11 protein-coding genes and 1 pseudogene are annotated in these 14,177 nt (G+C 34.9%); 3 read left to right on the top strand and 9 right to left on the bottom strand.

Features of this window, described 5'->3' with window-relative positions; translation table 11 throughout:
• Nucleotides 1–70 precede the first annotated feature (70 nt).
• The 8 genes and pseudogenes from ACM39_RS07730 to ACM39_RS07700 form a co-directional block, all read right to left on the bottom strand.
• Nucleotides 71–1,858, bottom strand: a complete 1,788-nt coding sequence (locus tag ACM39_RS07730) for an acyl-CoA dehydrogenase family protein (RefSeq protein WP_048510466.1) — start codon at nucleotides 1,856–1,858, stop codon at nucleotides 71–73.
• A gap of 61 nt (nucleotides 1,859–1,919) precedes the next feature.
• Nucleotides 1,920–2,149, bottom strand: a pseudogene (locus ACM39_RS18840) (four helix bundle protein).
• A 137-nt stretch (nucleotides 2,150–2,286) separates the two neighbouring features.
• Complete coding sequence (locus ACM39_RS07725) at nucleotides 2,287–3,468, bottom strand: acetyl-CoA C-acyltransferase (protein WP_048510465.1); 1,182 nt, start codon at nucleotides 3,466–3,468, stop codon at nucleotides 2,287–2,289.
• Between the two features lie 23 nt (nucleotides 3,469–3,491).
• Nucleotides 3,492–5,885, bottom strand: a complete 2,394-nt coding sequence (locus ACM39_RS07720) for a 3-hydroxyacyl-CoA dehydrogenase/enoyl-CoA hydratase family protein (protein WP_048510464.1) — start codon at nucleotides 5,883–5,885, stop codon at nucleotides 3,492–3,494.
• Between the two features lie 8 nt (nucleotides 5,886–5,893).
• Nucleotides 5,894–6,343, bottom strand: coding sequence for a MarR family winged helix-turn-helix transcriptional regulator (locus ACM39_RS07715; RefSeq protein ID WP_048510704.1), 450 nt, complete (start codon nucleotides 6,341–6,343; stop codon nucleotides 5,894–5,896).
• Between the two features lie 165 nt (nucleotides 6,344–6,508).
• On the bottom strand, nucleotides 6,509–7,432 hold the full coding sequence (locus tag ACM39_RS07710; protein WP_048510463.1) for an ABC transporter ATP-binding protein: 924 nt from the start codon (nucleotides 7,430–7,432) through the stop codon (nucleotides 6,509–6,511).
• An 86-nt stretch (nucleotides 7,433–7,518) separates the two neighbouring features.
• A complete protein-coding gene (locus tag ACM39_RS07705) occupies nucleotides 7,519–8,490 on the bottom strand; it encodes a FecCD family ABC transporter permease (protein WP_048510462.1) in 972 nt (323 codons plus the stop codon).
• Between the two features lie 20 nt (nucleotides 8,491–8,510).
• Nucleotides 8,511–9,071, bottom strand: a complete 561-nt coding sequence (locus ACM39_RS07700; RefSeq protein WP_048510461.1) for a TlpA family protein disulfide reductase — start codon at nucleotides 9,069–9,071, stop codon at nucleotides 8,511–8,513.
• 32 nt (nucleotides 9,072–9,103) lie between these two features.
• Between ACM39_RS07700 and ACM39_RS07695 the strand changes: the two genes are divergently transcribed.
• Nucleotides 9,104–10,228 (top strand): ferredoxin--NADP reductase, encoded by a 1,125-nt coding sequence (locus ACM39_RS07695; protein WP_048510460.1) that lies wholly within the window; start codon nucleotides 9,104–9,106, stop codon nucleotides 10,226–10,228.
• A 29-nt stretch (nucleotides 10,229–10,257) separates the two neighbouring features.
• The gene (locus ACM39_RS07690) at nucleotides 10,258–10,842 is read left to right on the top strand and encodes a vancomycin high temperature exclusion protein (protein ID WP_410470242.1); all 585 of its coding nucleotides are present in this window, start codon (nucleotides 10,258–10,260) and stop codon (nucleotides 10,840–10,842) included.
• Here the strand turns inward: ACM39_RS07690 and ACM39_RS07685 are convergent.
• Entirely contained in the window at nucleotides 10,839–13,439 is a 2,601-nt protein-coding gene (locus ACM39_RS07685; protein ID WP_048510458.1) for a BamA/TamA family outer membrane protein, read from the bottom strand. The two genes, ACM39_RS07690 and ACM39_RS07685, sit on opposite strands and share 4 nt — an antisense overlap.
• Here ACM39_RS07685 and ACM39_RS07680 point away from each other — a divergent pair.
• The gene (locus tag ACM39_RS07680) at nucleotides 13,425–14,150 is read left to right on the top strand and encodes a TrmH family RNA methyltransferase (RefSeq protein ID WP_048510457.1); all 726 of its coding nucleotides are present in this window, start codon (nucleotides 13,425–13,427) and stop codon (nucleotides 14,148–14,150) included. The two genes, ACM39_RS07685 and ACM39_RS07680, sit on opposite strands and share 15 nt — an antisense overlap.
• Nucleotides 14,151–14,177 lie beyond the last annotated feature (27 nt).

Genomic DNA, 14,177 nt, shown 5'->3' with positions numbered 1-14,177 from the left:
ATCAATTTTGTTTAAAAATAAAAAGCGCCTCAAAAATGAGACGCTTATATCAAATTTATGTTATCAAAGACTAATAAGCTCCTTTATTGATATAATGTGCTGCAACTTTTTCAGTTAAAGCTACAACATTCGGATTATTTGTATATTTCGTAAACCTTCTTAATCCGGAAAGCATCATTCTTTGTTCGTCACCTTCTGCGAAAGAGATAATTCCTTCTTTTGCTGCAGAAATGATTTTCTCTACAGCTTTATAAAGGTTTAGTTGAGCCATTGCAGCTTCCACAGAATCAGGAGAAAAATGTTTTTCAGCCCTTAAAACGGCTGATTCTGCCATATAAATCTGGTTAAGAATCTCAGAGGCATTTAATAATAAATGTTGCTGCTTCTCAATATCCATCATATATTTTTGAAGAGCAGCACCTGAAACCATTAAGAAAACTTTCTTAAGATTGGCAATAATTGCTTTTTCCTCACTCATAAATGCAGAATAATCAGGAACTTCAAATGAAGGAATTCCCATCAATTCTTTACTGATTGCCATTGCAGGAGATAATAAATCTAATTCACCCTTCATTGCTCTCTTGATCAACATCCCAACAGCTAAAAGTCTGTTGATTTCATTGGTTCCTTCATAAATTCTTGATATTCTTGAATCTCTCCATGCAGCTTCCATTGGTGTGTCTTCAGAGAATCCCATTCCACCATATACCTGAATTCCTTCATCAGCAGTATTCTGAGCCAAATCAGAAACGAAAACTTTAAGAATTGAACATTCAACTGCAAATTCTTCAACACCTTTCAATTCAGCTTCCTGATGGCTTAATCCATCGGCAACCAATTCATTAATTTTATCTTCAACATTTTTTGCAGCCCTGTAAGAACCGGATTCACTTACGAAAGTTCCTGTCGCCATTTCAGCAATTTTCTTTCTGATAGCCCCGAAAGTTGAGATAGAAACTCCAAACTGTTTTCTCTCGTTCGAATATTGGATAGAATGATTTAAAATTCTTCTTTGAGCATCCAGACAAGCCGCAGCTAATTTGATACGGCCAACATTAAGAGCATTCAAAGCGATTTTAAAACCGTTATTTCTCTCTCCTAAAAGGTTCTCAACAGGAATTTTCATATCATTAAAGAAAACCTGACGGGTAGAAGAGGCACGAATCCCCAATTTATGTTCTTCCTCACCGAAAGTTAAGCTTTCAGGATTTTCTAATTCTGAGCGGTTGATTACAAAACCTGTAATATTTTTATCATCATCAATTTTCGCAAACAATGTGAAAGTATCTGCAAACCCGGCATTGGAAATCCACATTTTCTGCCCGTTGATGATATAATGTTTTCCGTCTTCGGAAAGTTTGGCTCTTGTTTTTCCTGAGTTGGCATCAGAACCGGCATCCGGCTCTGTCAAACAATAGGCTCCGAACTTTGTTCCGGTTGCTAAATCCGGAAGATATTTCTGTTTTTGAGCTTCAGTTCCGTAAAGAACAATCGGAAGTGTACCAATTCCGGTATGAGCCCCATAGGCCGTTGCCAATGAGCCTGTTGTTCCTGAAATATAATCACAAGCCAGCATAGTGGTCACAAACCCCATTCCAAGACCGCCGTATTCTTCGGGAACGGCAATTCCTAAAAGTCCCATTTCTCCCAATTTACGCATCGTTTCCTCGGTAAATGCATAATCTTTTTTCTCGAAACGTTCTTTTTGCGGAACAACTTCTCTGTCAATAAATTCTTTTGCAGAATCCCGAAGCATTTTTTGTTCTTCTGAAAGTTCTTCCAAAGAGAAGATTTCATTGGCAGGAATTTCTTTGATTAAGAATTCACCGCCTTTCAATGTTTTATTAAGTGTAGTCATTATTTTATGATTTTAAATTTTAGATTATAAATTTTAAATTACTGATTCCCTGTTATAAATTTTAAGATGAAGTTTTAATGATTTTAGTCAAAATATTAATGATGCTTTCAATTTCCTTCAAATAAGAATTAACTTCAATTTGAACCAAGTTTGAAGATTGATAAAGTCTTAGCCAATATCTTATTTCTCTTGCTCCTTTATTTGCAATTGAAAGGTTTTGAAATCTTTCTTAGATTGAGCTGCAATTGCTTCTTCTACATTTGCGCCAATTGAAGTTCCACAACGTAGAATCTGCCTTGATCAAATAAATTCATTTTAAGATTTACATTGAGTATAAAATTTAATTATTCTTAAAGCAAATCCGAATGTTTTTATTGGAATCAAATTATCTACTTTGAAACCCATTACATCTAAAATTTATAATTTAATTATAGAAGTTCAAAAATACTTGCGGCTCCCTGGCCGGTTCCCACACACATGGAAATCATTCCGTATTTGTTTCCGCGTTTTCTCATTTCGTCAAGAAGCTGAACAGTTAATTTTGTTCCGGTACATCCAAGTGGGTGCCCCAAAGCAATGGCGCCTCCGTTTACATTCAAAATATCAGGATTTAACCCTAATTCTTTTTTGATGGCAACAGACTGTGATGCAAATGCTTCGTTTAACTCGATTAATTCAATATCTTTTAACTCTAAACCGGCCTGTTTTAGTGCTTTTGGAATTGCATAGATTGGTCCCATTCCCATGATTCTCGGTTCAAGACCTGCTGCTGCATACGCCATTAATCTTGCTTCCGGTTCCAATCCTAATTCTTTTACCATTTCTTCGCTCATCACCATTACAAAAGCGGCTCCATCGCTCATTTGGGAAGAATTTCCGGCAGTTACGCTTCCTCCGTTGGCGAAAACGGGTTTTAATTTGGCCAAACCTTGCAAAGAAGTATCTGCTCTTGGTCCTTCATCTACAGAAAAATCAAACTTTTTGGTCTGCATTTTCTGGCTTTCATCCAGAAAATTATATTCAACAGGAATCGGAACAATCTGGTTGGCAAATTTACCTTCCTGATTCGCTTTTAAAGCCTTCATGTGGGATTCAAAAGCGAACTGGTCCTGTTCTTCTCTTGTGATATTGTATTGTTTTGCCACTTCTTCAGCAGTATAACCCATTCCCCAATAATAATCAGGGTTTGTTTTTGCGATATCCGTTTCCGGAACCGGTTTGTAGCCTCCCATAGGAATATAAGACATAGATTCTGTACCACCTGCGATAATGCAATCTGCCATTCCTGCCTGGATTTTTGCAGAAGCAATCGCAATCGCCTCGCTTCCTGATGCGCAATATCTGTTTACGGTAACTCCGGGAACTTTGTCTGTATTTAATCCCATTAAAGAAATCAAACGGGCAACGTTCAAGCCTTGTTCAGCTTCGGGCATTGCATTTCCTACGATAAGGTCGTCAATTCTGTTTTTGTCTAATTGCGGAAGCTCTGCCATTAATTTTTCAATAACGGTAGCCGCCATTACGTCGGGACGAGTAAAACGAAGGGAGCCTTTAGGTGCTTTTCCTACCGCTGTTCTAAATCCTTTTACTATATATGCTTGTTTTGACATTTTAATTTTTAATTGTTAGATGATTAATTTCTAAGCGGTTTTCCATTCTGTAACATATACTGAATTCTCTCCAAAGTTTTCCTTTCTCCACAAAGTTGTAAGAACGTTTCTCTTTCAAGATTCAATAAGTATTGTTCAGTTACGACCGTTGGTTCAGAAAGATTTCCTCCGACCATTACGTTGGCTAATTTGTCTGCGATTTTCTTGTCATGCTCAGAGATGAAGTTCCCTGTCAACATCTGGTCAGTTCCAACATAAAACATTCCCAAAGCGTCTTTACCTAAAACTTTTACTCTCTGCTCAATCGGCTGAGTATAGCCCTGTTCGGCTAATAATTTCGCAATTTTTTTAGCTTCTGCAATCTGCCTGTTTTTACTTACGGAGACAATATCTTTTCCTTTTTCAAGGATTCCCATATCGTACGCCTCGTAAGCGGAAGTGGCTACTTTACCCATCGCGATATTCATGAAGGCTTCACGAAGCCTGTTGTTTTTAACATCATCACTGTGGAATTCTCTGGAAGTTCTCAATGTCAGCTCTTTTGTTCCGCCACCGCCGGGAATTACACCAACTCCGGTTTCCACCAATCCGATGTAGGTTTCTGCTGCTGCAACGACTCTGTCTGCATGCATCGTCATTTCGCAACCGCCACCAAGTGTCATCCCGTGAGGAGCAACAACAACTGGAATGGAAGAGTAGCGAACTCTCATCATCGATTTTTGGAAATAAGCAATCGCCATATTCAAATCATCCCAATCCTGCTCGATAGCCATCATTAAAATCATCGCTAAATTCGCTCCGACAGAGAAATTTGTCCCCTGATTTCCGATTACTAATCCGTCATACTCTTTTTCAGCTAAATCAATGGCTCTGTTTAATCCGTCTAAAACTTCACCTCCCAAAGAGTTCATCTTGGAACGGATTTCAAAATTGATAATCCCGTCGCCTAAATCTTCAATCGCAGCACCGGAATTACTCCAAAGCGTTTTGTTTTTTCTGATATTATCTAAAATAATGAAAGCATCCTGACCCGGAATTTTGTTGTACTCACCTGAGCTTTTATCTACGTAAATGCTTTGTCCTTCATCATTCACCTTATAGAAAGTTTCTACGTTTTTCACCCAGCCTGAAACTTCGTAACCGGCATCTTTAGCCAATTCAATACCTTTCTGAACGCCCACTGCATCCCAGATTTCAAACGGCCCGTTTTCCCAACCGAAACCAGCTCTCATCGCATCGTCGATTTTGTACACTTCATCGGAAATTTCAGGAATTTTATGGGAAACATAGGCGAATAACGCTCCAAAAGATTTTCTGTAAAGCTCTCCGGCTTTGTCTTTTCCACCAATTAAGACTTTAAACCTGTCAATCGGCTTATCAATATTTTTAGTTAATTCTAAAGTCGGGAAAGAAGATTTTCCCTGAAGCTCATATTCTAAAGTATCAAGGTTTAATCCGTGAATTTCAGATTTTCCTTCTGCATTTTTCACTTTCTTATAGAAACCTTGCTCTGTTTTTGAACCCAACCATTTATTATCAACCATTTTCTGGATGTAATCAGGAAGGGCAAAAACATCATTGAAATCATTAGCTTCGGCACCGCTTTGACGCACGCCATTCGCAACCATTACCAGCGTATCCAGACCAACAACATCTGCTGTTCGGAACGTTGCAGATTTTGGGCGACCGATTACAGGACCTGTCAGTTTATCAACTTCAGAAACTGTCAATCCTAATTTCTGAACGTTGTGAAGCAAGTCCATCATCGAGAAAACCCCGATTCTGTTGGCGATAAATGCAGGCGTATCTTTTGCTAAAACAGTCGTTTTTCCTAAGAATTTTGCTCCGTAATTCATATAGAAGTCGATTACTTCCGAAGACGTATCATTGGTAGGAATAATTTCTAAAAGAGGAAGGTATCTCACAGGATTAAAGAAGTGTGTTCCTGCAAAATAATGCTTGAAATCATCACTTCTTCCTTCTGTCAAAAGATGAATAGGAATCCCTGATGTATTCGAAGAAATCAAAGTGCCCGGTTTTCTGAACTGTTCGATTTTTTCGTAAACTGATTTTTTGATGTCGAGTCTTTCAACCACAACTTCAATAATCCAGTCTGTATTTTTTATTTTTGGTAAATCATCATCAAAATTTCCAACTTTAATTCTATCCGCGAATTTAGGAGAATAGAGCAGAGCCGGGCTTGCTTTTTTCAGTTTTTCAAAGTTTTCGGAAGCGATTCTGTTTCTTACCGCTTTATCATCTTTGGTCAAACCTTTTTTCTGTTCTGCTTCAGTCAATTCAAAAGGAACGATATCCAAAAGCGAAACTTCTACGCCAATATTGGCAAAGTGAGCCGCAATACCGCTTCCCATAATTCCTGAACCAAGAACCGTAACGTGTTTGATTCTTCTTTTCATTTGATTTATTATTTTCTGTTATTTAAATCGGTGGCAATTTTCATGATTTGAACCATTACTTCCTTAAAAGTTTCTAACTTTTCAGGAGCAATTTTCTCCATCACTTTTTTATTGAAATTTACAACAACTTCTTTAGACATATTTCTGGAATTCAACCCCTTATCTGTAAGTTTAATGATAACTTCCCGTTTATCGGCAGTTGTTTTTTCCTTATAAATATATCCGTTGTCTTCAAGAAGTTTGATAATTCTGGTTAATGAAGTTGGCTCGATAGCCATTTTAGGGCCTAGGTTTGTACTTCTTGTTCCTTCTTTAGGGTCAATTTTAAGAAGAGTAAGGGCTTGAACAGCCGTAGAATCATGCTCTTGGGCAAGATCTGTGTACATTTTAGAAACAGCTAGCCAAGTCTGTTTTAAAATTAAATCTACATTTTCTATTTTATCTTTATTATTATCCATCATTTTCGTTGAAATGGTTTAATCCAAATTTAGTAAATATTATGCATGCATAGTATTTATTATCGTTAAAATTTGTTAATACACTGATAATAAAATGATTAAATTGTATGATAAGCATAATACTATGCATGCATAGTATGTGAAATTAATAAATAAAAACAAGTATTAATAGATGGTTTTCACTAAATTAACTATTTCTTCAAAAGATTCACATTGCTGTTTCAATGAATCATTAGAAATGATCCAAAAGTTATTTTGAAACTCAAAATTTAATGAAGAAAGATCCTTTTGGAAATTTTTTTGAAGTAAAGAATATAGCATTTCTTTATAAAAATCCGGCGCAATAATTTTTGGAGCAACAAAATTTTCATTTACTTGAAACAAAGAAGCATTTGTCAGTTCACTATGTTGAAGCAATACATCTTCTACAATTCCGGAATGCAAATGATGGTTTTTTATGTACCAGATTTTGTCTGCAAATTCTTTCGCTAAACGCCAATCATGTGAAGAAAAAAGAATCAGTTTGTTTTGCTCTTTAGCTAATTTTCGAAGCGTTTTTAAGATGGTGACTTTATTTTTCTCATCTAAATGCGTTGTTGGCTCATCGAGAATGATGATAGGGGAGTTTTGTGTCAAAGCTCTTCCAATAAAGGCTTTTTGAAGATTTCCGTCTGAAAGATTTTTGAGTAACGTATATCTGTATTGATTTAAATCCAATTCTTCAATAATGTGCGATACTTCCTCTTTGTCTTCTTTTTTAAGTTCAAAATAAAAAGGATAGTAAATATATTTTCCTAAAGAGATAAGATCTTCAACCGTATAATTTTGTGGTATAACCGATTTGGAAAAAACAACAGCAATATTTTCTGCAATTTCTTTAACGGAGAGATGTTTTACCTTTTTATCATTAATGCAAATTTCACCTTTTAAAAGAGGAATTTGATGTAAAATAGATTTGATTAAAGTTGTTTTTCCTACACCGTTATTCCCGATTAACAAGCATACATCTCCTAAATTCAGGTCTGCATTGACATCTGAAATTAAGGTTGTATTATAACCGATATTTGCTTGTTTGATTTGTAGGTGCATTTTTGTTGTTTTTATTGCAAGGTCGCAAAGGTTATTACTTAATCTACAGTTTTTATTTTTAAAATTGATTTTGTTCTATCCTCAAATTAAACCTTATTCTGTTTCAAAAGCATCATCAAAATTACAGGAATTCCAAATATAGAGCTTATCACATTTAAAGGAATCTGAGATTTTTCTGCAACGATTGAAAAAAACAGCATCATTAACATTCCCAAAAACATATTTAAAATCCATTGCTGCCAAAGTTTTGCAGGATTATAAATCAATCGGCAAAAATGCGGAACTATAATTCCTATAAATAAAATAGGACCTAAAAATGCTGTAACAGAAGCAGAAAGCAGGGAAGAAGCAATAATTATCAAGATTTTTAAATGCTGGAGATTTACTCCTAAACTTTGTGCATAAGAACTTCCTAATGAATTTCCAATCAGTGGTTTTATGGTTTTAAAGCAAATAAATAATCCTACTAAAATTAAAATTGATAAAACATAAATCTGATTCCTTGTCACCATATTATTTGCTCCGAAAGACCACAAGATATAGTTTTTCAAGCTTTGATTTTCGGCATAAAGTTGTAATATAGAAACAATTGCTCCGGCAAATGCAGAAACCAAAAAACCAAAAATAATTAAATAAGATTTATCCTGAAATTTATTTGACATGGATAATAAAACCAGCATCAGAAGCAAACTTCCAACAATTGCAGATAAGCTGAGAAAACTGTTTTTTAAAAAATCGGGAAGGAGAATATCAGATGAGAAAAAGATGTAAAATGCTACCGATAAACTCGCCACCGAAGTTATCCCTAAAATATCAGGCCCGGCTAAAGGATTCTGAAAATATTCCTGCATGAGAAAACCCGAAGTAGGGATAGAAATCCCTGCCAAAAGCATTACCAAAACGCGATTCACACGGATTTCGGCAATCTGGCTGTTTGAAGAGTTCTGAAAGAAGTCCTGAAAGTGTAAATGTAAAAATCCTGTGTTCAGATTAATAACCGCAGTAAAAATAATAGCGATTAACAGCAATAAACACAGAATTTTAAATTGGGTTGACATTACAAAGAATCTGTAAAGTTTTATTTCAAAAGAGAATGAAGCTTATTATTCAATTCTTCTTCTGTCATCATACCTAAAAATTCTTCAGTTTTACTGCCTTTTCTAAAAAAAGTAAAAGGTATCGAACCTCCATCCCATTTCTGGAAATTTTCCGGAAAGAAATTCTCATCCAATTTTTTACCGTCCAGTAAAACTATATTTTCAGCTAAGTTATTTTCTTCAGCGAATTTTTTTACAGCTCCGTTCCATTCAGATTTTTCATCCAGATTCACGAAAGTAAATTTTACAGGTTTTCCTTTCAGTTCCTCAATTTTATTTTTAAAATGAGGAATTTCCCTCATACACGGCCCGCACCATGTTGCAAAAAAATTGGTAACATATAATGTATCATTGTTTTTTGCTAAGTAATCACCGATTTTTTCAGGAGCAATTTCCGGAGAAACAAACGATTCGCCTGCTGATTCAACATTTTGGGACACGGAAAGCGAATCTGTAGTGGTTGCATCATTATTTTTCTCGCTCTCTTTTTTACAACTTGCCAATGCAAATAGAACAAGCGTGGATAAAATTATCTTCTTCATAAATTATTTTTTATCTATTTTTGAATTGAAGTATGGAACAACAAATCTATAAAGGGAAACTGACACAGTTTCATTGGCTAAAAATAGCGAAAAAGGAAGAACTGACCAAAAATACTTTTTCTCTGGAGTTTGATATTCCTGAGAATCTGAAGGAGAATTTTACATTTGAAGCAGGGCAGTTTGTAAGTCTGAAATTTCAATCTCATGGTAAAGAAGTTATTAATGACTATTCGATGACTTCTGCTCCTTATGAAAATAAAATAGCTTTAGGAATAAAAGTGAATTCTCCTGATGGAGAAACCTCACAGCTATTTAAAAATTATAATACCGGTGATGAATTATTGGTAAGCGAACCCAGCGGAAGGTTTACTTTAGTTTCAAAACCAAGTGAATTCAGAACGATCGTAGGTTTTGCCGCAGGAATCGGTATTACCCCAATTTTAAGTCACTTTAAAAATATTCTTCATAATGAACCAAGAACCAGGATGTTTTTATTTTTTGGAAATAAGAGTTCAGAAGATTTGGTTTTTAGAGAGGATTTAGATAATCTTGCCAGAACTTGTGGGGACAGATTACAAATTTTCTATTTCTTCTCACAGGAAAAGCCAAGTAATCATTTCTTTTATGGAAGGCTGGATGAAAAAAAATTAAATCTGATTATTAACCAGATTCTGCATTTAGACGATACTGACGAAGAATCTACTATTTGGGATGCCGTAGATGAAGTTTTGATATGTGGAAAAGGTGAAATGATTAAGACTCTGGCAAATGCATGCTATCATCACGGAATCCCAAAGAAAAATATTCATTTTGAGCTTTTTGAAGAATTTAATGACGATATTTACCCTATCGAAAAAGAATTTCCGTTAATCGAAAATGTTGAAGTAGAATTTAAAATGTTTGGAAAAGAGTTTAATACTGAATTTCCAACCAATGAGGATAAAATTTTACAACAATTATTAATTCAAAAATTCCCTGTCCCTTACTCCTGCAAATCAGGGATTTGTGGCAGTTGTGAATGTATTTTGGAAGAAGGTGAGGTTGAACTTTTGGAGAATGAATATTTAACAGAAAAAGAAGAAGGGAAGGGGCATATTTTAGCTTGTATGTCGATTGCTAAAAGTCAGAAAATAAAGCTTAACTTTGATCTCATTTGAGAATTGTAAAAAACATAATTAATCTTGCATTGATATCAATAGAAATAGGAATTCTACTGATATGCCTTTGCAATGCTTGGGTTTTTGGACTTACAGACGGTAGAACCTATACCAAAATCTCAAAAATTCCTCCAAGAGAAGCTGCTCTTGTTTTGGGAACTTCACCTAAGATGAGATCGGGGCTTTCCAATCCTTATTTTACAAAAAGAATGGATGCAACGGCTCTACTTTATCATCACGGGAAAATCAAAAAAATTATTGTGAGCGGAGAGAAAAGTAAGGGCTACAACGAGCCCGCGGCTATGAAAAATTATTTAATTTATCAAGAGGGCGTTCCGGAAGATATTATTATTGAAGATCCGAAAGGTTTTAATACATATAAAAGTATTTTGCGCTGTAAAGATGTGTATAAAGAAAAAAATGTGATTATCGTTTCACAGGGTTTTCACAATCTCAGAGCGTTGCTTTTTGCACGAAATAATAGCATGAACGCTTTGGGTTTTGATGCACAGGACGTCACAAAACCAGAAAGTTACTACAGAAACCAATTCAGAGAAATACTCGCAAGAACAGTTGCTGTAGTATATTTGGCGTTAGGAATTTCTCCTGATTAGAATGGATATCCGAAGGCAATGTTCAATGTTGGCTTGAAAGGATTAAAACTGCTGAATCTCCATTTTTCACCGTCCGGTTTGTTGGGATCATAGATTTTATAGGCTAAATCAAGTCTCAATGTGATGTAAGCAACATTCACCCTTAAACCAAATCCACTACCAATACCCATTTGTCCCAAGAATTTATTGAATTTAAATTCGTCCCCGTATCCGTCATTATAATTTTTAAGACTCCAAGTATTACCAATATCTGTAAACAATGCACCTTCATACATATCGGTAAAGGGAACCCTGAACTCAATATTTGTAGTAAGTTTTATATTATCTGTCATATAAGTACGAACCCTTTCGTCAACTTGGGAATCTGCAGGTCCAAGACCTCCATAAGCTACCCAAGCTCGAATATCATTAGATCCGCCATTAAAATAAGATCTGATGACCGGCATATCCTTAGAATTTCCGTATGGAATACCCACACCAATGAACTGGCGTAAAACTAAAGTGTTTTTATTAAACTTAAAATATTTTCTTGTATCAACATCAAATTTTACAAACTGGGCGTACGGAACGCCAAAAATAGTTCTTTGAGGGCTCGTTACAATACCCCCGCCGTCGTTTCTCTTTTGATTGAAAACACTTAAAATATTTCCGGCCAATTCTACTTTTCCATTGAAATAAAAAGCATTGGGATAATCTTTTTTTCCAATTTCATTATAAACAAAATTATAAATCATTGATGAAATAAGAACATCCTGTGTTTGCCTGTCTTTATTCACTAAAGTCCCTAAAAAGGCAATCATGCGATTTTCGCCAGCTGCATCAAGGCTATTTCGATAATCAAAATCCTCTGTGATATGCTGGGAAACCTGATCGATAGTAAGCTGTCCGGAATTAAAATCTTGCTCAACCGAAGGATGAGAAGCAAAATAGTCGGTAAAAATTTCTTCCCTAATAGCATTGTCATTCACAAAATAGTCATAATAAGCAGATTTATTTTTCGTTAAGCTCAATTGTGTATTAAATAATGTCAACTTATGATAAACCTGATCATTTACATTAGCCTGAAAGTTAAGACCTGTTGTAAAGTTTACCCTTCCTAAACCAATATTGTTCTGAACAGAAGCTCCTAAAATAATCGATGAAGTAGGAGTGTACCTCTTCGGAATAAACTTATAATAATCAAAAGGAAGCAGCAATCTTGGAAAATTAAGAGATGCCTGAGCAGATAACTCGTAAGCCAAAACTCTTTTATTAATATCTTGTGTACTTCTGATAGAACCGAAAGTTCCTGATAAACTGGTAGAAAGGTTTTCCATACCTCTGAAAACATTCCTGGTTGTTAAATCTATTGACGGAGAAATTCCAAGATTTAAAACCTGAGAATAATTAATATCTGTTCCTAATTTTAATTCATATTTATCGAGAGGTTTTAATAAGTATAAAACATCTACTATACTATCATTAGGACTTGTACCGCCGCCATGCCTTAAAGAATCCCTGGATTTTAGAATACTGAAATTATTCATTGCCAGAAAGTTTCGTTTAGTCACATCAAGCTTTTTCTGATCATAAACCTGTTTGTTGTCTACAATGATCGCTCTCCAGAGTGATGAAGTTTTATACCTATCATCCATTTTATGAAATCTTACCCTTCGTAAGCTGTCTTTTGTAGTATTTTTAGGAAAATCACTTGCTTTATCTACAATCGCAACATCAATATTCCCGATAGTAGCAACTTTATAAGGTGTATCAACAGAGTCTTTATGAATTTCCAAAGTCAAAGGCACCTGTTTTCTGCTCTTTAAAGAGTCTGCAACGAAATAAACTTCATCATTAGAACTGTTAAATCTGTAATATCCATTTTTCCTCATCAATTCATTCAGTCTTGTTACTTCTTTTTCAAGAACTGTCTGATCAAGAACCTGCCCGGATTTTATATAAGTTTCCTGTATTGAATACTTATAAACATTCTTAATCTTCTCATCCGGAATATTATAGTAATAATCCTTTATATAGGTAGGATCGTTATGCTTAATAAAATAAGTTACAGCAGCTTTTTTCGCAGCGGAATCTATGTCATGTTTAAATTTAACCTCTGCATCCCAAAAACCTCTGTACGTAAGTCTTTTTTCAATGGATTCGGCACTTTTTTCTGTTCTGGACTGATCCAAAATAACAGGAGGCGTTCCCCAATTGTGGTATAACCTGTCTAAAAGTAAGCTTTTTCCTACACTGCTCTTCATATTGTATTTAATGAAAAGAGAATCCCTCAGGTTTTGAGTTCTCATTTCACTGGGATAAGTCATATATTCATTCAGAATCGTATCGTACTTCGGGTTTGCAGCATTATAGAGCAGTAAACTCAGAGGCATGAAAAGAAGTTGCTTTTTATTAGGTTTTTGCTGAACGTAGTTTTTTAGTTCGTCATCAAAATTTTCTGTCTTATCTTCAAACTGAAAGTTGTTCTTTGTAAGCAAATATTCACCATCCGGAACTTTTTTTGTCGTACTACAAGCATAAAGGAGACCAACAAATGTTGCGAATGAAATAATTTTATAATATTTTTGAGGAGAATTCTTATAATGCTTACAGCTCATACAATAAAAATTTTACAGTCTTTAGATAAAAAGAAGTTCAGGCAAAAATACAATTTGTTTTTGGTTGAAGGTAATAAAATCATTTGTGAACTTTTCAATTCTAACTTTAAAATTAAAGAAATATTATCTACCGATCCGCAAAAATTGGACCGCACTGATATACCTATTACTCATATCTCTGAAAATGAGCTTAAAAAAATTAGTTTTTTACAAAACCCGAAAGATTCTGTAGCGGTTTGCTGGCTCAATGAAGAAAAAGTGTTTGAAGATAAAAATATTCAGTTAGTTTTAGATGGAATTCAGGATCCCGGAAATTTGGGTACAATTATTCGTTTGGCAGACTGGTTTGGAATTGAGCAGATAATCTGCAGTGAAGATACCGTAGATTTTTATAACCCAAAAGTAATTATGGCAAGTATGGGATCTTTTACAAGGGTAAATATTGTTTATACGAATCTTGTAGAATACCTTTCAAAAACTGAAAATATCAATATCGGAACCGATATGGAAGGGGAGAATATTTACACTTTTCAAAAGCCTGAAAAGATTAATTTAATTTTGGGAAATGAAGGAAACGGAATGCGCCCTGAGACAGAAAAATTACTTCAAAAAAGTATTAGTGTTCCAAGATTTGGAAAATCGCAATCTACAGAAAGTCTGAATGTTTCAATGGCTGCCGGAATTATTTTAGGGCAACTATTTTCTAAATAAAAGTTATATATTAGAGGCTGGAAATTA

The sequence above is a fragment of the Chryseobacterium sp. FH2 genome (genome assembly GCF_001045455.1).
Classification (GTDB): Bacteria; Bacteroidota; Bacteroidia; order Flavobacteriales; family Weeksellaceae; genus Chryseobacterium.
This window is presented reverse-complemented; position numbering and strand designations above follow the sequence as displayed.

Bases quoted from the DNA above. Each gene is read 5' to 3' on its own strand.
- ACM39_RS07720 (WP_048510464.1), bottom strand. From the start codon at position 5,885: ATGAAAAGAAGAATCAAACACGTTACGGTTCTTGGTTCAGGAATTATG.
- ACM39_RS07680 (WP_048510457.1), top strand. From the start codon at position 13,425: ATGCTTACAGCTCATACAATAAAAATTTTACAGTCTTTAGATAAAAAG.
- ACM39_RS07705 (WP_048510462.1), bottom strand. From the start codon at position 8,490: ATGTCAACCCAATTTAAAATTCTGTGTTTATTGCTGTTAATCGCTATT.
- ACM39_RS07730 (WP_048510466.1), bottom strand. From the start codon at position 1,858: ATGACTACACTTAATAAAACATTGAAAGGCGGTGAATTCTTAATCAAA.
- ACM39_RS07700 (WP_048510461.1), bottom strand. From the start codon at position 9,071: ATGAAGAAGATAATTTTATCCACGCTTGTTCTATTTGCATTGGCAAGT.
- ACM39_RS07685 (WP_048510458.1), bottom strand. From the start codon at position 13,439: ATGAGCTGTAAGCATTATAAGAATTCTCCTCAAAAATATTATAAAATT.
- ACM39_RS07725 (WP_048510465.1), bottom strand. From the start codon at position 3,468: ATGTCAAAACAAGCATATATAGTAAAAGGATTTAGAACAGCGGTAGGA.
- ACM39_RS07710 (WP_048510463.1), bottom strand. From the start codon at position 7,432: ATGCACCTACAAATCAAACAAGCAAATATCGGTTATAATACAACCTTA.
- ACM39_RS07715 (WP_048510704.1), bottom strand. From the start codon at position 6,343: ATGGATAATAATAAAGATAAAATAGAAAATGTAGATTTAATTTTAAAA.
- ACM39_RS07695 (WP_048510460.1), top strand. From the start codon at position 9,104: ATGGAACAACAAATCTATAAAGGGAAACTGACACAGTTTCATTGGCTA.